This window comes from Pseudomonas sp. Con_6 (assembly GCF_059379395.1).
Map to the genome: position 1 here is coordinate 2,116,777 of NZ_CM182011.1, position 19,222 is coordinate 2,135,998.

Annotated in this window: 17 protein-coding genes; 11 read left to right on the forward strand and 6 right to left on the reverse strand. The window is 63.2% G+C overall.

Features of this window, described 5'->3' with window-relative positions:
* Positions 1 to 417: 417 nt before the first annotated feature.
* Entirely contained in the window at positions 418 to 1,236 is an 819-nt protein-coding gene (gene ppsR / locus AC5QPF_RS09540) for a posphoenolpyruvate synthetase regulatory kinase/phosphorylase PpsR (protein ID WP_494962977.1), read from the reverse strand.
* Between the two features lie 188 nt (positions 1,237 to 1,424).
* On the opposite strand from ppsR, the gene ppsA reads away from it, so the two are divergent.
* The 9 genes from ppsA (at position 1,425) to AC5QPF_RS09585 (ending at position 9,978) form a co-directional block, all read left to right on the forward strand.
* On the forward strand, positions 1,425 to 3,800 hold the full coding sequence (ppsA, locus tag AC5QPF_RS09545; RefSeq protein ID WP_494962978.1) for a phosphoenolpyruvate synthase: 2,376 nt from the start codon (positions 1,425 to 1,427) through the stop codon (positions 3,798 to 3,800).
* 106 nt (positions 3,801 to 3,906) lie between these two features.
* The gene (locus AC5QPF_RS09550; protein ID WP_494962979.1) at positions 3,907 to 4,905 is read left to right on the forward strand and encodes an alpha/beta fold hydrolase; all 999 of its coding nucleotides are present in this window, start codon (positions 3,907 to 3,909) and stop codon (positions 4,903 to 4,905) included.
* 51 nt (positions 4,906 to 4,956) lie between these two features.
* The gene (locus tag AC5QPF_RS09555) at positions 4,957 to 5,256 is read left to right on the forward strand and encodes a Rieske 2Fe-2S domain-containing protein (RefSeq protein WP_494962980.1); all 300 of its coding nucleotides are present in this window, start codon (positions 4,957 to 4,959) and stop codon (positions 5,254 to 5,256) included.
* A 94-nt stretch (positions 5,257 to 5,350) separates the two neighbouring features.
* Complete coding sequence (gene rraA, locus AC5QPF_RS09560) at positions 5,351 to 5,839, forward strand: ribonuclease E activity regulator RraA (RefSeq protein ID WP_494962981.1); 489 nt, start codon at positions 5,351 to 5,353, stop codon at positions 5,837 to 5,839.
* 27 nt (positions 5,840 to 5,866) lie between these two features.
* On the forward strand, positions 5,867 to 6,862 hold the full coding sequence (gene cmaX, locus AC5QPF_RS09565; protein WP_494962982.1) for a divalent cation transporter CmaX: 996 nt from the start codon (positions 5,867 to 5,869) through the stop codon (positions 6,860 to 6,862).
* 217 nt (positions 6,863 to 7,079) lie between these two features.
* Complete coding sequence (locus AC5QPF_RS09570; RefSeq protein ID WP_494962983.1) at positions 7,080 to 7,322, forward strand: CrfX protein; 243 nt, start codon at positions 7,080 to 7,082, stop codon at positions 7,320 to 7,322.
* A gap of 2 nt (positions 7,323 to 7,324) precedes the next feature.
* Positions 7,325 to 8,149, forward strand: a complete 825-nt coding sequence (locus AC5QPF_RS09575) for a mechanosensitive ion channel family protein (protein ID WP_494962984.1) — start codon at positions 7,325 to 7,327, stop codon at positions 8,147 to 8,149.
* Positions 8,150 to 8,261: 112 nt separating this feature from the next.
* A complete protein-coding gene (sigX, locus tag AC5QPF_RS09580; RefSeq protein ID WP_476743577.1) occupies positions 8,262 to 8,828 on the forward strand; it encodes an RNA polymerase sigma factor SigX in 567 nt (188 codons plus the stop codon).
* Between the two features lie 112 nt (positions 8,829 to 8,940).
* Positions 8,941 to 9,978: an OmpA family protein gene (locus AC5QPF_RS09585; RefSeq protein WP_494962985.1), complete on the forward strand. Its 1,038-nt coding sequence runs from the start codon at positions 8,941 to 8,943 to the stop codon at positions 9,976 to 9,978.
* 64 nt (positions 9,979 to 10,042) lie between these two features.
* On the opposite strand, the gene AC5QPF_RS09590 is transcribed toward AC5QPF_RS09585, so the two are convergent.
* The 4 genes from AC5QPF_RS09590 to AC5QPF_RS09605 all read right to left on the reverse strand — a co-directional run bounded on the left by AC5QPF_RS09590 (position 10,043) and on the right by AC5QPF_RS09605 (position 14,873).
* Positions 10,043 to 11,713, reverse strand: coding sequence for a protein kinase domain-containing protein (locus AC5QPF_RS09590; protein ID WP_494962986.1), 1,671 nt, complete (start codon positions 11,711 to 11,713; stop codon positions 10,043 to 10,045).
* Positions 11,713 to 12,924, reverse strand: coding sequence for a NarK family nitrate/nitrite MFS transporter (locus AC5QPF_RS09595; RefSeq protein ID WP_494962987.1), 1,212 nt, complete (start codon positions 12,922 to 12,924; stop codon positions 11,713 to 11,715). The genes AC5QPF_RS09590 and AC5QPF_RS09595 overlap by 1 nt, the downstream gene beginning before the upstream one ends.
* Before the next feature lie 171 nt (positions 12,925 to 13,095).
* Positions 13,096 to 13,671, reverse strand: coding sequence for an ANTAR domain-containing protein (locus AC5QPF_RS09600; protein ID WP_494962988.1), 576 nt, complete (start codon positions 13,669 to 13,671; stop codon positions 13,096 to 13,098).
* 14 nt (positions 13,672 to 13,685) lie between these two features.
* Complete coding sequence (locus AC5QPF_RS09605) at positions 13,686 to 14,873, reverse strand: ABC transporter substrate-binding protein (protein WP_494962989.1); 1,188 nt, start codon at positions 14,871 to 14,873, stop codon at positions 13,686 to 13,688.
* A gap of 271 nt (positions 14,874 to 15,144) precedes the next feature.
* Between AC5QPF_RS09605 and AC5QPF_RS09610 the strand changes: the two genes are divergently transcribed.
* Positions 15,145 to 16,170 carry a quinone-dependent dihydroorotate dehydrogenase gene (locus AC5QPF_RS09610; RefSeq protein WP_494962990.1) on the forward strand — a complete coding sequence of 342 codons (1,026 nt, stop codon included), beginning with the start codon at positions 15,145 to 15,147 and terminating at the stop codon, positions 16,168 to 16,170.
* 104 nt (positions 16,171 to 16,274) lie between these two features.
* Here AC5QPF_RS09610 and rmf read toward each other — a convergent pair whose 3' ends face one another.
* Positions 16,275 to 16,490: a ribosome modulation factor gene (gene rmf / locus AC5QPF_RS09615; protein ID WP_009404525.1), complete on the reverse strand. Its 216-nt coding sequence runs from the start codon at positions 16,488 to 16,490 to the stop codon at positions 16,275 to 16,277.
* Positions 16,491 to 17,021: 531 nt separating this feature from the next.
* Between rmf and rlmKL the strand changes: the two genes are divergently transcribed.
* Entirely contained in the window at positions 17,022 to 19,214 is a 2,193-nt protein-coding gene (gene rlmKL, locus AC5QPF_RS09620; protein WP_494962991.1) for a bifunctional 23S rRNA (guanine(2069)-N(7))-methyltransferase RlmK/23S rRNA (guanine(2445)-N(2))-methyltransferase RlmL, read from the forward strand.
* Positions 19,215 to 19,222: the final 8 nt, after the last annotated feature.

The window sequence follows — 19,222 nt, forward strand, 5'->3', positions numbered from 1 at the left end:
CGGTGGTTCGACGCGGTGATGATGGTGGAGGCGCTGGCGTAATCGCGGGTGAACCGCACACACATTGGGCTGCGGTGGCGGCTGGTTCGATGGTCTGTCGGTGAAGGTAATAGTGAAGTCACTATTGCGATCGCAGGCTGCAAGGGTTGCGATTGCTTCGGTCGGTTTAACGCTGCATGGGTATCTGGATATCTGGAGTTGATGCGCAGAAATCCTGTCTGCGAGTCAGGTCCGTTATCTGCCTGTGGCTCGTGCTGGATGGTTTTGGGACCGCTAGCGCGGTCCTTCGCGGGCAAGCCACGCTCCTACGGGGGTGGGGCGTGTCGTTACGAGATCTACAGCGGGCGGCGGTGTCATCCGGATTGGAAAAGCGCAGCCCAGCAGGGTAGGGCAGGAAGGCTGCGCTTGCGGAGCCAGTTACTTAAACCGCCGCTCCACCCCCCGCTCCACCAAAATCTTCGCTGAAATCTCCTCCACCGAAAAATGCGTGGAATTGATATGCGGAATATTCTCCCGTCGGAACAGATTCTCCACCTCCCGCACCTCAAACTCGCACTGGGCGAAGCTGGAGTACCGGCTGTTCGGCTTGCGCTCATGCCGAATCGCGGTCAGTCGGTCAGGATCAATCGTCAACCCAAACAGCTTGTTCTGATGCTTTTTCAGCGCCGTCGGCAGCTGCAACCGCTCCATATCGTCCTCAGTGAGGGGATAGTTAGCCGCCCGAATCCCAAACTGCATAGCCATGTACAGACAAGTCGGCGTCTTCCCACACCGCGAAACCCCCACCAGGATCAAGTCGGCCTTGTCATAGTAGTGAGTCCGAGCCCCATCATCGTTATCGAGCGCAAAGTTCACCGCCTCGATCCGCTCCATGTAATTCGAGTTCCCACCGATGGAGTGCGATTTCCCCACGGAATACGACGAATGCGCCGTAAGCTCCTGCTCCAGTGGCGCAAGGAAGGTGGAGAAGATGTCGATCATGAACCCGTTCGAGGTCGCGAGGATCTCCCGAATGTCCTGGTTCACGATGGTATCGAAGATGATCGGCCGCACCCCATCCCGCTCCGCCGCAGCATTGATCTGCTGCACCATCACCCGCGCTTTCTCCACGCTGTCGATGTACGGCCTGGTGAACTTGTTGAACGGAATGTTCTCGAATTGAGCCAGAAGACTCTGCCCGAGGGTCTCCGCCGTGATGCCGGTACCGTCGGAAATGAAGAAGGCAGATCGTTTCATTTGCGCCATGGGCCTTAAGCTGGTGACGATTCTTGGATATGATAGGTTCGGTTTGCCGAACGCCATCGTAACGACATCGTCGGCATTCTCACTTATTTTCCAGGTCCAGGCCACAAGCGCCCGGACGGTCCCATAGGGGATTCGCCGGCGTCCTGAGCTTTTCCAATACAGTTAGTGGAGAGATCACCTTGGTAGAGTACGTAGTTTCCCTCGATAAGCTCGGCGTCCATGATGTGGAGCATGTGGGGGGCAAGAACGCATCCCTGGGCGAGATGATCAGTAACCTCGCGGGCGCCGGCGTATCGGTCCCCGGCGGCTTTGCCACTACGGCTCAGGCGTACCGTGACTTCCTCGAACAGAGCGGCCTGAACGACAAGATCCACGCGGCCCTCGACGCCCTGGACGTGGACGACGTCAACGCCCTGGCCAAGACCGGCGCGCAGATCCGCCAGTGGGTCATGGAAGCCGAATTCCCGGCTCGCCTGGACGCCGAAATCCGCACCGCCTTCGCCGAAATGGCCAACGGCAACGAGAACATGGCCGTGGCCGTGCGTTCCTCCGCCACCGCCGAAGACCTGCCGGACGCGTCCTTCGCCGGCCAGCAGGAAACCTTCCTCAACATCCGCGGCGTGGACAACGTGATCCGCGCTGCCAAGGAAGTCTTCGCCTCCCTCTTCAACGACCGCGCCATTTCCTACCGCGTGCACCAGGGCTTCGACCACAAGCTGGTGGCCCTGTCCGCCGGCGTGCAGCGCATGGTGCGTTCGGAAACCGGAACGGCGGGCGTGATGTTCACCCTCGATACCGAATCCGGCTTCCGCGACGTGGTCTTCATCACCGGTGCCTACGGCCTGGGTGAAACCGTCGTACAAGGCGCGGTCAACCCGGACGAGTTCTACGTCCACAAGAACACCCTCGAAGCCGGCCGCCCGGCCATCCTGCGCCGCAACCTGGGCAGCAAGGCGATCAAGATGGTCTACGGCGACGAAGCCAAGGCCGGTCGTTCGGTCAAGACCGTCGATGTCGACCGCGCCGACCGCGCACGCTTCTGCCTGTCCGACGCCGAAGTCAGCGAGCTGGCCAAGCAGGCGATGATCATCGAGAAGCACTACCAGCGTCCGATGGACATCGAATGGGCCAAAGACGGCGACGACGGCCAGCTGTATATCGTCCAGGCCCGTCCCGAGACCGTGAAGAGCCGTTCCAGCGCCAACGTGATGGAACGCTACCTGCTGAAAGAGAAGGGCACCGTCCTCGTCGAAGGCCGCGCCATCGGCCAGCGCATCGGCGCCGGCAAGGTCCGCGTGATCCACGACGTTTCGGAAATGGACAAGGTCCAGCCAGGCGACGTGCTGGTCTCCGACATGACCGACCCGGACTGGGAACCGGTGATGAAGCGTGCCAGCGCCATCGTCACCAACCGCGGCGGCCGTACCTGCCACGCGGCGATCATCGCCCGTGAGCTGGGTATTCCGGCAGTCGTGGGTTGCGGCAACGCCACCCAGGTCCTGAAAGACGGCCAGGGCGTCACCGTGTCCTGCGCCGAAGGCGACACCGGCTTCATCTTCGAAGGCGAACTGGGCTTCGACGTGCGTCAGAACTCGGTCGACGCCATGCCCGACCTGCCATTCAAGATCATGATGAACGTCGGCAACCCGGACCGCGCCTTCGACTTCGCCCAGCTGCCGAACGCCGGCGTGGGCCTGGCCCGCCTGGAATTCATCATCAACCGCATGATCGGCGTGCACCCGAAGGCACTGCTGAACTACGCGGGCCTGCCGCAAGACCTGAAGGACAGCGTCGACAAGCGCATCGCCGGCTACAACGATCCGGTCGACTTCTATGTCGAGAAGCTGGTCGAGGGCATCAGCACCCTGGCCGCTGCGTTCTGGCCGAAAAAGGTCATCGTGCGTCTGTCGGACTTCAAGTCCAACGAATACGCCAACCTGATCGGCGGCAAGCTGTACGAACCGGAAGAAGAGAACCCGATGCTGGGCTTCCGCGGTGCGTCGCGCTACATCAGCGAGTCGTTCCGTGACTGCTTCGAGCTGGAGTGCCGCGCGCTGAAGCGTGTGCGCAACGAGATGGGCCTGACCAACGTCGAGATCATGGTGCCGTTCGTGCGTACCCTGGGCGAAGCCAGCCAGGTGGTCGACCTGCTGGCCGAGAACGGCCTGGGCCGTGGCGTGAATGGCCTGCGCGTGATCATGATGTGTGAACTGCCGTCCAACGCCATCCTGGCGGACGAGTTCCTGGAGTACTTCGACGGCTTCTCCATCGGCTCCAACGACCTGACCCAGCTGACCCTGGGCCTGGACCGTGACTCGGGGATCATCGCCCACCTGTTCGACGAGCGTAATCCTGCGGTGAAGAAGCTGCTGGCCAACGCCATCCAGGCGTGCAACAAGGCGGGCAAGTACATTGGTATCTGCGGCCAGGGTCCTTCGGACCATCCGGACCTGGCCAAATGGCTGATGGAGCAGGGCATCGAGAGCGTTTCGCTGAACCCCGACTCCGTGCTGGAGACCTGGTTCTTCCTGGCCGAAGGCCAGGGCGCGGCCTGATCCGCTAGACACGCGACGTTCGTCGTCCGCGGACGGCGAACGTCGCGACGCTTTTATCCAGGGCGTGTCCAATGAGTGGACGCGCCCTTTTTCGTACAAGAAACCTATGCAAAGCAGCAGCAACCTGTTTCCCGTCGCCCTGCTCAGGGCCGAACGTTGTGGTGACCTGAGCGAGGACGTCTACCGCCTGAAGGCCGGCAACAGCCCCGACCCGAGCGTCGAGCTGGCGCTGACCCGCCTTGGCCTGGCCGATCAGGACGCGGCCCGGGGCGTGCCGGTGATCCTTCTGCACGGCAGCTTCTCCAACCGCCGTTTCTGGTTCTCGCCCAAGGGCGTTGGCCTTGGCGCCCATCTGGCGCGGGCCGGCTTCGATGTGTGGATTGCGGAAATGCGCGGCCACGGCCTGTCGCCGCGCAACCGCAACTACAACAACAACCGTGTCGCCGACTATGCGGGCTACGACCTGCCGGCGATCGCCGCTTTCGTCCACGAACAGACCGGCCAGCCGGCGCACTGGCTCGGCCACTCCCTGGGCGGCACCACCCTGGCGGCCGCGCTGGGCGGGCGCTACCTGGACGAGGACCTGATCGCCAGCGCGGCGTTCTTCGGCACCCAGGTCAGCCGTACCTACTGGCCGCTGAAGATCCCGCCGGTGGAGTGGGGAGGTCGCCTGCTGCTCAAGCGCTTCCCGCATATTTCCGGCTCGCGGCTCAAGCGCGGCCCGGAAGACGAGCCGATCGGCCTGGCCATCGAAAGCATGCGCTGGTTCGGCCTGTTCGGGCGTTTCGGTGAAAAGGACCGCGATTGGTGGGCTGGCCTGGCCGAGGTGCGGGTGCCGGTGTTGTGCGTCGCCGGGGCTGGCGATTTCCAGGATCCGGCCTGGGCCTGTCGCAAGCTGTTCGAGCAGATCGGCAGTGACGACAAGCGTTTCCTCAAGCTCGGCGTGCAAGACGGATTCGACAACTTCGGCCATGTGGATATGCTGGTCAGCAAGCCCGCGCAGACTCAGGTCTGGCCGTTGGTGGAGCGTTGGCTGCGGGATCCGCTGGCGATGGTCGAGCGGCCGGCGGCGTCGGACGTTTCGCCGGAGCCGGTTAGCGGCTAAGATGTGACGTTTTTCGGAATTCTGGTCATTTCCTGTTTCTGAGCCTTTGACATGTTCGTTGCCCTTGAACGCCTCATCAATCTGCACGACGGCTACCGCAAGTCCTTCCGGGTCAGCGGCCAGTCGCTGTTGCTATTGGTGGTGGACAACCGGCCGGTGCTGATCGAGGATCGCTGCCCGCACCAGGGCGCGCCGCTGGCTGCGGCCACGCTGGAGGGCGACGTGCTGCGTTGCCCACGGCACGGCCTGACCTTCAGCCTGTCCTCGGGGAGGGCGCTGCAGCCTGGGTGTGCAGGGTTGAACCTGTTCAAGCTGGCGTACGAGGGTGACCGCATTGGCATCGACGTGTAGCCTGAATCAGGCCTAAAGCCGTATTGTCAGCTTTCGTCCCTTTGAGTGATCGTGAATTCCGACAACCCATTTCTTGGTCTGACAGGAGTTTCCCATGCATTACGTAACGCCCGATCTGTGCGACGCCTACCCTGAACTGGTGCAGGTGCTGGAGCCGATGTTCAGCAACTTCGGCGGTCGTGATTCGTTTGGCGGCGAAATCGTCACCATCAAGTGCTTCGAGGACAACTCGCTGGTCAAGGAGCAGGTCGAGCTCGACGGCAAGGGCAAGGTCCTGGTGGTGGACGGCGGCGGTTCGCTGCGCCGCGCGCTGCTGGGCGACATGCTGGCCGAGAAGGCGGCGAAGAATGGCTGGGAAGGCCTGGTGATCTATGGTTGCGTGCGTGATGTCGATGTCCTGGTGCAGACCGACGTCGGCGTGCAGGCCCTGGCCAGCCACCCGATGAAGACCGACAAGCGCGGCATCGGCGACCTCAATGTCGCGGTGACCTTCGCTGGTGTCACTTTCCACCCCGGGCAGTACGTGTACGCGGACAACAATGGCGTGATCATCTCGCCGAAGCCGCTGACGATGCCCGAGTAATCCCGTAGACAGGACGATGGAGTAAGGATGTTCGAGGAAGACAACGCGCAGTGGGGGCTGGTCCATGCCCTGGTGCTTGATGGCAGGGGCGGTGCGCGTCCTATCGCTCGGACTGAACTCGATGCCCTGGTCCTGCAGCCGGAGGAAAGCCTCTGGCTGCACTGGGACCGCGGTCATCCGCAGACCCAGACCTGGCTGCGTCAGGACAGTGGTCTCAACGAATTCTCCTGCGACCTGCTGCTGGAGGAAAACACCCGCCCGCGCATGCTGCCGTTGCCGGATGCGCAGATGCTGCTGTTCCTGCGTGGGGTCAACCTTAATCCCGGTGCCGAGCCCGAAGACATGGTTTCGGTGCGGATCTTTGCCGAGGCGCAGCGGGTGATTTCCCTGCGGCTGCGGCCGTTGCGGGCTACTGACGAACTGCTCCAGCAACTGGACGAGGGCCACGGTCCCCGTACGGCGTCGGAATTGCTGCTGAGTCTGGCGCAGTTGCTGACGGACAAGGTGCAGGCGGTCGTCAGTGATCTTTCCGAACTGGTCGATGACGAGGAAGAAAAACTCGAAGCCGACGAGCGCTATACCCCGGAGCATGGTGCGCTGCAGCAGATGCGTCGGCGTGCGGCCGGGTTGCGCCGGTTCCTGGCGCCGCAGCGGGAAATCTACGCGCAACTGGCGCGCAATAAGTGGCCGTGGTTCTGCGAGGACGATGCGGACTACTGGAACGAGCTGAACAACAGCCTGATCCGCTATCTGGAAGAGCTGGAGCTGACTCGCGAGCGGGTAGCGCTGGTGCTGGAAAGTGAGGATCGCCGTCTTAATGAGCGGATGAACCGGACGATGTACCGGTTCGGCATCATTACCTGCATCTTTTTGCCGATGAGCTTCGTTACCGGGTTGCTGGGCATCAATGTCGGCGGGATTCCCGGTTCTGGCAGTCCGTACGGCTTCCTTTATGCCAGCCTGCTGGTGGTAGGCCTGGCCCTTGGTCAATGGTGGCTGTTCCGCCGCCTGCGCTGGGTCTGATCCATGTTGCTCGAAGCACGCCGCGGAACCTGTGGGAGCCGGCTTGCCAGCGATTGCGATGGTAAATCCACTGCTGCAATCGCTGGCAAGCCAGCTCCCACAGGGATTGTGGTCAGCCCTGAATCGGGGTTGAACTTGTCCCTTTTACCCGTGCGAATTGTTCATGTGACCCATGGCACGACCGTCTCGTCTTTGACAGACATTGCGCGAGGTGCCCATGCACGATCCCTTTGAACAATCCCTGCGAGACATGCTCAACGCGTCGCCGTCCGGCCAGGACCGCGACGATGACGCCGCCCTCGGGCGTGTCCTCAAGACCGCCAACCGCCAGGTTGGTGCCAGCGATATGTTCAGCCTGCTTGGCCGTTGGGGCCAGGCGCTGATGATCGCTCTCAACAATGGCTCGGCGCATGTTGCGCCGGTTCGCCGCAACGCTTCCAAAGCTGATAAGGCCGATTGAATATGGAACTTGATCTCTGGACCCAGAGCATGGTCACCGCAATGACTGCGTTGTGGACCAAAGTCGCGAATTTCATCCCGAACCTGTTCGTGGCACTGGTCCTGGTGTTGCTCGGCTTCGTCGTCGCCAAGCTGCTGGACACCTTGTTGTCCAAGCTGTTGGCCAAATTCGGCCTCGACCGGCTGATGGCCGGCACCGGCCTGACCAAGATGCTCAGCCGCGTCGGCATCCAGGTGCCGATCTCGACGCTGATCGGCAAGATCGTCTACTGGTTCGTCCTGCTGGTGTTCCTCGTTTCCGCCGCCGAATCCCTCGGCCTTGAGCGGGTGTCTGCCACCCTCGACATGCTCGCCCTGTACCTGCCGAAGGTGTTCGGCGCAGCGCTGGTGCTGCTGGCCGGCGTACTGCTGGCCCAGGTCGCCAACGGCCTGACCCGGGGTGCCGCCGAAGGCATCGGCCTGGAATATGCCGCCGGCGTCGGCCGCATCGTCCAGGGCCTGGTGATCATCATCAGTATCTCGGTGGCCATCAGCCAGCTCGAAATCAAGACCGACCTGCTCAACCATGTGATTGTCATCGGGTTGATTACCGTTGGTCTGGCCGTTGCCTTGGCCATGGGCCTGGGCAGCCGGGAAATCGCCGGGCAGATCATTGCCGGCATCTACGTGCGTGAGCTGTACCAGGTGGGCCAGGAAGTGCGAATTGGCGACGTCGAAGGCCAGATCGAAGAGATCGGCACGGTGAAGACCGTGGTGCTGACCGATGAGGGCGACCTGGTGTCGCTGTCCAACCGCACGTTGCTGGAGCAGCGGGTCAGTAGCCGCTGACTGGGCAAATCCTGCTAATGTATGCCGCCGCAAAATCGCCCCTCTCGGGCGAGCGGCGACGAATACCTGACTGCCGGCCTGATTTGTTTTGAATAAAGTCACCTCGCTGCCCATGCGTTACGACCCCCGCGAACTCACCGATGAGGAGTTGGTGGCGCGTTCGCATGAGGAGCTTTTCCATGTCACCCGCGCCTATGAAGAACTCATGCGGCGCTATCAGCGCACCCTTTTTAACGTTTGCTCACGTTATCTTGGGAACGATCGCGATGCCGACGATGTCTGTCAGGAGGTGATGCTGAAGGTGCTCTACGGTCTGAAGAACTTCGAGGGCAAATCCAAGTTCAAGACCTGGCTCTACAGCATCACCTATAACGAGTGCATCACCCAGTACCGCAAGGAGCGACGCAAGCGTCGGTTGATGGACGCCCTGAGTCTCGACCCTGTAGAGGAAGCTTCTGAAGAGAAGTCGCCGAAGCCGGAAGAGAAAGGAGGGCTGGACAGGTGGCTGGTTCATGTGAACCCCATTGACCGTGAAATCCTGGTGCTACGATTTGTCGCAGAGCTGGAATTTCAGGAAATTGCCGACATCATGCATATGGGCTTGAGTGCGACGAAAATGCGCTACAAGCGTGCGCTAGACAAGCTGCGCGAGAAATTTTCGGGCCAGATTGAAACTTAGCTGGTCGGAAATTTCTCTAACCACTCGGTGAGTTCTGCTAAACTTGCCGACGAGTTGTCCCCCGGAAAAGGGTTGGGGACTGCTTAACAATCACCAGATGGGGATTTAACGGATGAAATTGAAAAACACCTTGGGCTTGGCCATTGGTTCTCTTGTTGCCGCAACTTCCTTCGGCGCACTGGCACAAGGCCAAGGCGCGGTTGAGATTGAAGGCTTCGCTAAGAAAGAGTTCTTCGACAGTCAGCGCGACTTCAAAAACAACGGCAACCTGTTCGGCGGCTCGATTGGTTACTTCCTGACCGACGACGTCGAACTGCGCCTGGGCTACGACGAAGTTCACAACGCTCGTGGCGAAGATGGCAAGAACATCAAGGGCTCGAACACCGCCCTGGACGCTCTGTACCACTTCAACAACCCAGGCGACATGCTGCGCCCTTACGTCTCTGCCGGTTTCTCGGACCAGAGCATCGGCCAGACCGGCCGCGGTGGTCGTAACGGTTCCACCTTCGCCAACCTGGGCGCTGGTGCCAAGTTGTACTTCACCGACAACTTCTACGCTCGTGCTGGCGTTGAAGCCCAGTACAACATCGACCAAGGTGACACCGAGTGGGCACCTAGCGTCGGTATCGGCGTAAACTTCGGTGGTGGTGGCAAGGCCGCTCCTGCTCCAGCACCAGCTCCAGTAGCTGAAGTCTGCTCGGACAGCGACAACGACGGCGTCTGCGACAACGTCGACAAGTGCCCGAACACCCCAGCCAACGTTACCGTTGACGCTGATGGCTGCCCGGCTGTTGCCGAAGTCGTTCGCGTTGAGCTGGACGTCAAGTTCGACTTCGACAAGTCGGTCGTCAAGCCAAACAGCTACGGCGACATCAAGAACCTGGCTGACTTCATGAAGCAGTACCCACAAACCACCACCACCGTTGAAGGTCACACCGACTCCGTTGGTACCGACGCTTACAACCAGAAGCTGTCCCAGCGTCGTGCTGACGCTGTGAAGAACGTTCTGACCAACCAGTACGGTGTTCAGTCGAACCGCGTTCAGTCGGTTGGCTACGGTGAGTCCCGTCCGGTTGCTGACAACGCCACCGAAGCTGGTCGCGCTGTCAACCGTCGCGTTGAAGCTCAAGTAGAAGCCCAAGCCAAGTAATTGGTCTGAGCGCTACTGAAAAGCCCGGCTTCGGCCGGGCTTTTCTTTGCCTGCGATTTGTCGCTCAGCCCTTGAGCAGGACGATCAGCAGCACCAGGTTGAGCAGCAGCGAAACCAGGGCCAGGCCGCGCCAGGTCTTCAGTGGCTCTCGCTCCAGCAACGGGCGCGGGCGCAGTGCCAGGGGCTGCTGTTCGCCCTGTTCCAGCAACAACAGCCATTGTTCTGCGGTCTCGAAGCGCTGGTCGGCTTCGCGTGCCAGCGCCTGGGCCAGGTTGCACTCAAGCCATTGCGGCACGTCCGGCCGCAGCCGGGCGAGGCTCACCGGGTTGCCGAAACGCGGGCGCTGGAAGGCCTCGATCTCGCCATAGGGGTATTCCCCGGTCAGCAGCCAGAACAGTGTGACGCCCAGGGCGTAGAGATCCTGTCGCGGCGAAGGCGGCTCGCCCTTGAAGGCTTCCGGCGCGATGAATGACGGGGTACCGGGCAACTCGTGTGCGCGGTCTTCGGAGAGGCCGGGGCAGTAGGCGAGACCGAAGTCCAGCAGGCGTAGCTGGCCGTCGGGCCCCAGGTGCAGGTTTTCCGGCTTGATATCGCGGTGCAGGATATTGCGCCGATGCAGCATGCCCACGGCACGCAGGCTTTGCCGGGCGATATCCAGCCATTGCGGCAGTGAAAGCGGCCCATGGCGGGCGAAGTGCTCGGCCAGGGTCGCTCCGGGGTATTCACGCATCAGGTAGTACAGGTGCTGGCGCTGATTGCCGGGATGGACTTCCGGGAAGCAGCGTCCGGCCATTCGGCGCAGAAACCATTCTTCCATCAGCAGTTGCTGTTGCGCGGCGCTGTCCTGTTCGCGCCCGGGTGGCAGGGTCTTGAGCAGCCAAGGCTGTTGCTCACGGTCGCGTACGCGATAACGCAGCGATTGCTGGCTGTGGCCGAGCAGGGTTTCCACCTGCCAGCCCTCGAACGCCTGGCCCGGACGCAGGGGTGGTGGCAGAGGCCATTGGCGCAATTGCGCCAGGGTGTCGCCGAGACTGGCCGTACCCGGTTCCTCGACCCGTACCAGCACTGCACTGGCATTGTCCTGGCTGCCGGCCAGGTGGGCCATGCGCACCAGCGTGGCCGCGGCCTGATCGAGATCCGGGTGATCGCGCAGGACCCCGGCGATCTCGCGCTCGTCGAGCGCGCACCAGATCCCGTCGCTCAGCAGAACGAAGCTTTCGCCGGGCTGCAACTCGCCTTCCTGGTAATCCACCAGCAGGTGTTCGTCCAGGCCCAGCGCCCGCTTGAGCACATGTTGCATGCCGGGCTGGTCCCAGACGTGGTCCTGACTGATGCGTTGCAGCCGTGTGTCGTGCCAGCGATAGACCCGGCAATCGCCAACATGCGCCAAGGTGAAGCGCTGGCCGCGCAGAACCAGCGCACTGACGGTAGTCAGCAGCGGTTGGCCGCCGCCATTGGCGCGCAGCCAGCGGTTCTGCGCCAGCAGCAGGCGATCGAGGGCCTGAGCCACGCCCCAGGTCGGCGGCGTGGCGTAGTAGTCCATGGCCAGCGCCTGCAGGCTGGCCCGCGCGGCCAGCCCGCCATCGGCGCACTGGCTGACCCCGTCGGCGAGGGCGAACAAGTAGCCCTTGCTCGCCGCCAGTTCCTGCGCAGGGGTGACCAGGCGCGTGGCGTCCTGGTTTTCCTCCCGCGGACCGCAGGCACTGGCCTGGGCGAAGCTCAGGCGCAGGCTCATCAGACCCGCGCCGCGGTCACGGCCGCCGAGCCCCAGGTGGTGCGCCAGCGACGCTTGACCCCGTGCAGGCCGAACCAGGCCAGCACGCCGAGACTGGCGAACAGCCACAGACCAAGCTGGTAGTCGCCGCTGTATTGCTTGATGGTGCCCAGGCCCGCAGCCAGCAGGAAGCCGCCGATGCCGCCGGCCATGCCGATCAGGCCGGTCATCACCCCGATTTCCTGGCGGAAACGCTGCGGTACCAGCTGGAACACTGCGCCGTTGCCCGCACCGAGGCCGAGCATGGCGCTGACGAACAGTCCCAGCGCCGCCACCGAACTGGGCAGGTTGAAACCGACGGCGGCGATGCAGATCGCCGCCACGCTGTACATCGCCAGCAAGGTGCGGATGCCGCCGAAACGGTCGGCCAGGGCGCCGCCCAGGGGGCGCATCAGGCTGCCGGCGAAGACACAGGCGGCGGTGTAGTAGCCGGCCGTGACCGGGTTCAGGCCGTACTGGTCGTTGAAATAGCCGGGCAGGGCGCTGGCCAGGCCGATGAAACCGCCGAAGGTGACGCTGTAGAAGAACATGAACCACCAGCTGTCGCGGTCACCGAGGGCCTTGAGGTAGTCAGCCATGGCCTTGGGCTTGGGCCGTTGCGGGGCATTGCGGGCGAGCAGGGCGAACAGTGCCAGGGTCAGCAGCAGTGGCAGTACGGCGAGGCCGAAGACGTTATTCCAGCCGTACGCGGCAGCCAGCACCGGGGCGAGCAGGGCGGCGAACACCGTGCCGGAGTTGCCGGCACCGGCGATGCCCATGGCCTTGCCCTGGTGCTGCGGCGGATACCACTGCGAGGCCAGCGGCAGGGACACGGCGAACGACGCCCCGGCAACGCCGAGGAACACGCCCAGCAGCAGGGCCTGCGGATAACTGTGCACCCCCAGCTTCCAGGCGCAGAACAGGGCGACGATGACGATCACCTGACCGATCAGGCCGGCGGTCTTCGGCGACAGGCGATCCACCAGGATGCCCATGACGAAGCGCAGCACCGCGCCGGCGAGGATGGGCGTGGCCACCATCAGCCCGCGTTGTTGGGTGGTGAGTTGCAGGTCGGTGGCGATCTGTACCGCCAGCGGGCCGAGCAGGTACCAGACCATGAAGCTCAGATCGAAATAGAGGAAGGCGGCGAACAGGGTCGGGACATGCCCGGATTTCCAGAAGCTCGTATTCATTGGACACCTCACGGGGGCTGAAACAAAAAGACGCCGCTTCCCGGCTCGCAGTGGGCGAGGGGGAGAGCGACGTCTTTGTCGAGGGAATGTGGGGCAACCGCCGTTGGCTACCGGGGAAGTCAAAGCAATAGCTGGGCCAGATGTGCCTGCCGTTCGCTTGTAGGAGCTGGCTCAGCCCAGCATTTCACTCATGGCAATGATCTGCTCCGCCACCTGAATCAGCTTCTGCTGCTTGCTCATGGCCTGCCGCCGCATCAGGGTGTAGGCCTGTTCCTCATCGCATTGGCGCATCTTCATCAGCATGCCCTTGGCCAGCTCGATGCGCTTGCGCTCCGCCAGTTGCTGGTCCCGGGCATGAAGCTGGGCCTTGAGCGCCTGGTCGCTTTCGAAGCGAGCCATGGCCACGTCGAGGATCGGCTGCAGGCGCCGGGCATGGATGCCCTCGACGATATAGGCACTGACCCCGGCCTGGATCGCCTGGCGCATCACCCCCGGATCATGCTCGTCGGTAAACATCACGATCGGTCGCGGAAGGTCGCGACTTACCAGTACCACCTGATCCATCACATCGCGCCCGGGTGACTCGGTATCGATCAGGATCACGTCCGGCCGCACCGTCTCGACGCGCGCCGGCAGGTCGATGGTCAGGCCCGAAGCCTCGATCACCTCGAAACCGGCCTCCACCAGAGCCGCGTGCAGGCGCCCTACCTTTTTCTCGGTGTCGTCGATCAACAGGATTCGCAACATCTGGGCAACTCCCGTCAAGCGTCGGACAAGGCATGCAGGCGAAACCCGTGGGCATAGCCACGGGGATCGCTGCCATCCCAGACCGATCCGTCGATCAGTTGGCTGCTGCGCATCGAGGCCAGCGGGCAGTCGATGCCCAGGCTGGTGGCGGCGTCGCGGTACAGGCCCAGCTGCTGGACCTGTCGCGCCACCGCGAGGTAGTCCGGGTCTTCACGCAGCAGGCCCCAGCGACGGAACTGGGTCATGAACCACATGCCGTCTGACAGGTACGGCACCGTGGCCTTGCCGTCGTCGAACAGGCTCAGGCCGTGGGGATCGTGCCAGCGATTGCCCAGGCCATCTTCGTAGTCGCCGAGCATGCGCGGCTCGATGGCCGCCAGTGGCGCGTCGAGGTAGTTGGCCGCGCTGAGCAACTGCGCGGTGGCTCGGCGGTTTTCCACGCTGGCCTCGATGAAGCGGCTCGCTGCCAGTACCGAGACCACCAAGGCCCGTGCACTGTTCGGACACTGCTGTACGAACTGGCTGTTGCTGGCGAGGACCTTTTCCGGATGATCCGGCCAGATCGACTGGCTGGTGGCCAGGGTAAAGCCCATGCCCTGGTTCACCGCGTCCGCCGACCAGGGTTCGCCGACACAGAAACCGTCGATGCGCCCGGCCCGCAGGTGGTCGAGCATCTGCGCGGGCGGGACCACCACGCTGTCGACGTCGTGCAGGGGATGGATGCCCTGGCTGGCGAGCCAGTAATACAGCCACATGGCGTGGGTGCCGGTGGGGAAAGTCTGAGCGAAGGTCAGTTTTGTCCCGCTTTGGTGCACATGCCGCTGCAGTGCTTCGGGATTGGTCACGCCTTGGGCCTGCAAATCCGGCGACAGGTTGATGGCCTGACCGTTGTGGTTCAGGCCCATCAGCACGGCCATTGGTGTCGGCGCCACGCCGATCCCCAGGTGTACCGCGTAGGCCAGGCCGTACAGGCAGTGGGCGGCATCCAGCTCGCCGCTGAGCAGGCCGTCGCGCAGGCCGGCCCAGGAGCTTTGCCGCTTGAGGTTCAGGGTCAGGCCGTGGGGCTGGGCGAAGCCCTGGGTCGCCGCCACCACCAGTGGGGCGCAGTCGCTCAGGGCCATGAAGCCGATGTTCAGGCTGGTCTTTTCCGGCGCATCGCTGCCGTGCAGCCAGGCCAGGGGGGAAGGGGAAAGGTCTGTCATCACGGTCAACTCTGGATAGCCCAAACCCTGTGGGAGCGAGCTTGCTCGCGAACGGCGGCGAAGCCGTCGTAAAACCTGAGCCCCGGGCTTACCAGGCACACCGCGGATTCAGGGTTTGTGGCCGCTTCACGTCCATTCGCGAGCAAGCTCGCTCCCACAAGGCGTCTTGTTCATGGGGCGATCCAAGCAACCCATATGCCAAGCCCCTGTCGCCGCAACCCCGGGCTGGCTATAATCGCCCCCTCTTCAAACTCCTGAGCCAAGCCCGCCCATGTATAACCTGGCCCGCCAGCTGTTGTTCAAACTGTCACCGGAAACCTCCCACGACCTGTCGCTCGACCTGATCGGCGCCGGTGGCCGTCTGGGCCTCAACGGACTGTTGACCAAGGCTCCGACGCGTCTGCCGGTCACCGTCATGGGCCTGGAGTTCCCCAACCCGGTAGGCCTGGCAGCGGGACTGGACAAGAACGGTGCGGCCATCGACGGTTTCGGCCAGCTGGGCTTCGGCTTCGTCGAGATCGGCACCGTGACCCCGCGTCCGCAGCCGGGCAACCCCAAGCCGCGCATCTTCCGCCTGCCGGAAGCCGAGGCGATCATCAACCGCATGGGCTTCAACAACCTCGGCGTCGACAACTTGCTCAACCGCGTGCGGGCGTCGAACTACAAGGGCGTGCTGGGCATCAACATCGGCAAGAACTTCGACACCCCGGTCGAGCGCGCCGTCGACGACTACCTGATCTGCCTGGAGAAGGTCTACACCCACGCCAGCTACATCACCGTCAACGTCAGCTCGCCCAACACCCCGGGCCTGCGCAGCTTGCAGTTCGGCGACTCGCTCAAGCAACTGCTCGACGCCCTGGCGGTACGCCGCGAGGCGCTGGCCCAGGCCCACGGCAAGCGCGTCCCGCTGGCGATCAAGATCGCCCCGGACATGACCGACGAGGAAACTGTGCTGGTGGCTTCGGCGCTGCAGGAGTCGGGCATGGACGCAGTGATCGCGACCAACACCACCCTCAGCCGCGAAGGCGTCGAAGGCCTCAGCCATGCCGACGAGGCCGGTGGACTGTCCGGTGCGCCGGTGCGTGAGAAGAGCACCCACACCGTCAAGGTACTGGCGGGTGAACTGGCCGGGCGCATGCCGATCATCGCTGCAGGCGGCATCACCGAAGGCCGTCACGCCGCCGAGAAGATCGCTGCGGGTGCGAGCCTGGTGCAGATCTACTCCGGCTTCATCTATAAAGGCCCGGCACTGATCCGCGAGGCGGTGGACGCCATCGCCGCCATGCCGAATCGCTGAAACCCGGACATAAAAAAGGGCCCCTTCAAGGGGCCCCCTGGGCCGAAGCCCGCCGCCCGGATAGGGCGCGCATGTGAAACGGTTATTCGGTTGAAGCTCCTCGATCAGCCAACGGCGTGAACTTCGTTGAGTCTATGGATACCAGCGGTGCCGGTCATTCCATCCCAGTTGTCGCCCCGTCCTTCACGCCAGCCATTGATCCATGCCTGGCGCACGGACGGCAGGGTGAAGGGGCAAAGCTCGCGGGATTTGCCGGTGACTCCGTATTGGTAGCCACGTGAAAATGCTCTTTCCAACGGATCACGCTTAAGTCTTCTCATAGGGTACTGCCCTCATTTGTTGACTGTAATGTCCCGTCGGCCTCGTGTGAGGCCGGGCAGATTCGTTCTGCCGGTGGTGCGCCCGCTGCCGGCGTCGCGGGCTGAAGTGTCGTACCGTTGCGGTCACGACCTGATTAGAGTTCTAACCAATGGTGACGGACGTGTGAACAAACGTTTTGTCATAAGCACGTAACCTTTCCATGAGTGAGAGGATAAGTAAAAAATTGCTTCAGAACTGGAGCCCGGGTAAAGCCAGCTATCATCAGGATTTGCCCGGCCTGTAGAGCAAAAAGCCATCGCCGAGACCGTTTCCCGGCGCGTGCGAATAAATCGACGAAGGGTCGCTTTTTATCCCTTCAGCAGCAGAATTTTTCATTCTGCCCGACGATCAAAACCTCTTTGCCTCCCGCGAAAGGTTCTCGGCGGGCGGCCCGGCACGCAATGTCGTGCCACTCGGGGGCTTGCCGAAGGCACCCGATCAAACTTCGAAGGGCGATGCGCTCGCTTCTTCACTACAAGGCTGGATGACACATGTCGGACCGTTTCGAACTCTACCTTACCTGTCCCAAGGGCCTGGAAGGCCTGCTCGCCGATGAGGCCCGCGGCCTCGGCCTGGAGGAGGTGCGCGAGCACACCTCGGCCCTGCGCGGCTCGGCCGACATGGAAACCGCCTACCGCCTCTGCCTTTGGTCGCGCCTGGCCAACCGCGTGCTGCTGGTGCTCAAGCGCTTCAACATGAAGAACGCCGACGACCTCTACGACGGTGTCCACGATGTCGACTGGGCGGAACACCTGGACGCCGCCGGCACCCTGGCGGTGGAGTTCAGCGGCCATGGCTCGGGCATCGACAACACCCACTTCGGTGCCCTCAAGGTCAAGGACGCCATCGTCGACAAGCTGCGCAACGCCAAGGGCGAGCGCCCGTCGATCGACAAGCTCAACCCCGACCTGCGCGTGCACCTGCGCCTGGAGCGTGGCGAGGCGATCCTTTCCCTCGACCTCTCCGGGCACAGCCTGCACCAGCGCGGCTACCGCCTGCAGCAGGGGGCCGCACCACTCAAGGAAAACCTCGCCGCCGCCGTGCTGATCCGTGCCGGCTGGCCGCGCATCGCCGCCGAAGGCGGGGCCCTGGCTGACCCGATGTGCGGTGTGGGGACCTTCCTCGTCGAGGCGGCGATGATCGCCGCTGACATCGCACCGAACCTCAAGCGCGAGCGCTGGGGCTTCACTTCCTGGCTCGGCCATGTACCGGCGCTGTGGCGCAAGGTCCACGACGAAGCCAAGGCCCGCGCCGAAGCCGGCCTGGCCAAGCCACCACTGTGGATCCGCGGTTATGAAGCCGACCCGCGGCTGATTCAGCCAGGGCGCAACAACGTCGAGCGCGCCGGTCTCAGCGACTGGGTGAAGATCTACCAGGGCGAGGTCGGCACCTTCGAGCCGCGCCCGGACCAGAACCAGAAAGGCCTGGTGATCAGCAACCCGCCTTACGGCGAGCGTCTCGGTGACGAAGCCAGCCTGCTGTACCTCTACCAGAACCTCGGCGAGCGCCTGCGCCAGGCCTGCCTCGGCTGGGAGGCGGCGGTGTTCACCGGCGCCCCGGACCTGGGCAAGCGCATGGGCATCCGCAGCCACAAGCAATACGCCTTCTGGAACGGCGCGCTGCCGTGCAAGCTGCTGTTGATCAAGGTGCAACCGGACCAGTTCGTCACCGGCGAGCGTCGCTCCGCAGAGCGCAACCAGGACGATGATCGCCCGGTTCAGGCCGTCGCGGCCGAGCCCGCGCGGCTCAGCGAAGGCGGGCAGATGTTCGCCAACCGCCTGCAGAAAAACCTCAAGCAACTGGGCAAGTGGGCCAAGCGCGAGCACATCACCTGCTACCGCCTGTATGACGCCGACATGCCTGAATACGCGCTGGCCGTCGACCTGTACCAAGGCTGGGTGCATGTGCAGGAATACGCGGCACCGCGCTCGGTCGATCCGGAAAAGGCCCAGGCCCGCCTGTTCGATGCCCTGGCCGCGATTCCCCAGGCGCTGGGCGTGGACCAGAGCAAAGTGGTGGTCAAGCGTCGCGAGCGTCAGAGCGGCACTCGCCAGTACGAGCGACAGAACAGCCAGGGGCAGTTCATGGAGGTCAGCGAAGGCGGTGTGAAGCTGCTGGTCAACCTCACCGACTACCTCGACACCGGTCTGTTCCTCGACCACCGCCCGATGCGCATGCGCATTCAGCGCGAGGCCGCGGGCAAGCGTTTCCTCAACCTGTTCTGCTACACCGCCACGGCCAGCGTCCATGCAGCCAAGGGCGGAGCGCGCAGCACCACCAGCGTCGACCTGTCGAAGACCTACCTGGACTGGGCGCGGCGCAACCTGTCGCTCAACGGCTTCTCCGACAAGAACCGCCTGGAGCAGGGCGACGTCATGGCGTGGCTGCAGGGCAACCGCGACCAGTTCGACCTGATCTTCATCGACCCGCCGACCTTCTCCAACTCCAAGCGCATGGAAGGGGTGTTCGACGTGCAGCGCGACCATGTGCAACTGCTCGACCTGGCGGTTGCACGCCTGGCCCCGGGCGGCGTGTTGTACTTCTCCAACAACTTCCGCAAGTTCCAGCTCGACGAGCACCTGCAGGAGCGCTACGCCATCGAAGAAATCAGTGCCAGCACCCTGGATCCTGATTTCGCCCGCAACAGCAAGATCCATCGCGCCTGGCGCATCCAGGCACGGTGAGATAAATG

What these genes read in the sequence shown, in the direction of transcription:
- ppsR (WP_494962977.1), bottom strand. Translation starts at nt 1,236, where the DNA reads ATGAAACGATCTGCCTTCTTCATTTCCGACGGTACCGGCATCACGGCG.
- AC5QPF_RS09550 (WP_494962979.1), top strand. Translation starts at nt 3,907, where the DNA reads ATGCAAAGCAGCAGCAACCTGTTTCCCGTCGCCCTGCTCAGGGCCGAA.
- AC5QPF_RS09555 (WP_494962980.1), top strand. Translation starts at nt 4,957, where the DNA reads ATGTTCGTTGCCCTTGAACGCCTCATCAATCTGCACGACGGCTACCGC.
- rraA (WP_494962981.1), top strand. Translation starts at nt 5,351, where the DNA reads ATGCATTACGTAACGCCCGATCTGTGCGACGCCTACCCTGAACTGGTG.
- cmaX (WP_494962982.1), top strand. Translation starts at nt 5,867, where the DNA reads ATGTTCGAGGAAGACAACGCGCAGTGGGGGCTGGTCCATGCCCTGGTG.
- AC5QPF_RS09570 (WP_494962983.1), top strand. Translation starts at nt 7,080, where the DNA reads ATGCACGATCCCTTTGAACAATCCCTGCGAGACATGCTCAACGCGTCG.
- AC5QPF_RS09575 (WP_494962984.1), top strand. Translation starts at nt 7,325, where the DNA reads ATGGAACTTGATCTCTGGACCCAGAGCATGGTCACCGCAATGACTGCG.
- sigX (WP_476743577.1), top strand. Translation starts at nt 8,262, where the DNA reads ATGCGTTACGACCCCCGCGAACTCACCGATGAGGAGTTGGTGGCGCGT.
- AC5QPF_RS09585 (WP_494962985.1), top strand. Translation starts at nt 8,941, where the DNA reads ATGAAATTGAAAAACACCTTGGGCTTGGCCATTGGTTCTCTTGTTGCC.
- AC5QPF_RS09590 (WP_494962986.1), bottom strand. Translation starts at nt 11,713, where the DNA reads ATGAGCCTGCGCCTGAGCTTCGCCCAGGCCAGTGCCTGCGGTCCGCGG.
- AC5QPF_RS09595 (WP_494962987.1), bottom strand. Translation starts at nt 12,924, where the DNA reads ATGAATACGAGCTTCTGGAAATCCGGGCATGTCCCGACCCTGTTCGCC.
- AC5QPF_RS09600 (WP_494962988.1), bottom strand. Translation starts at nt 13,671, where the DNA reads ATGTTGCGAATCCTGTTGATCGACGACACCGAGAAAAAGGTAGGGCGC.
- AC5QPF_RS09605 (WP_494962989.1), bottom strand. Translation starts at nt 14,873, where the DNA reads ATGACAGACCTTTCCCCTTCCCCCCTGGCCTGGCTGCACGGCAGCGAT.
- AC5QPF_RS09610 (WP_494962990.1), top strand. Translation starts at nt 15,145, where the DNA reads ATGTATAACCTGGCCCGCCAGCTGTTGTTCAAACTGTCACCGGAAACC.
- rmf (WP_009404525.1), bottom strand. Translation starts at nt 16,490, where the DNA reads ATGAGAAGACTTAAGCGTGATCCGTTGGAAAGAGCATTTTCACGTGGC.
- rlmKL (WP_494962991.1), top strand. Translation starts at nt 17,022, where the DNA reads ATGTCGGACCGTTTCGAACTCTACCTTACCTGTCCCAAGGGCCTGGAA.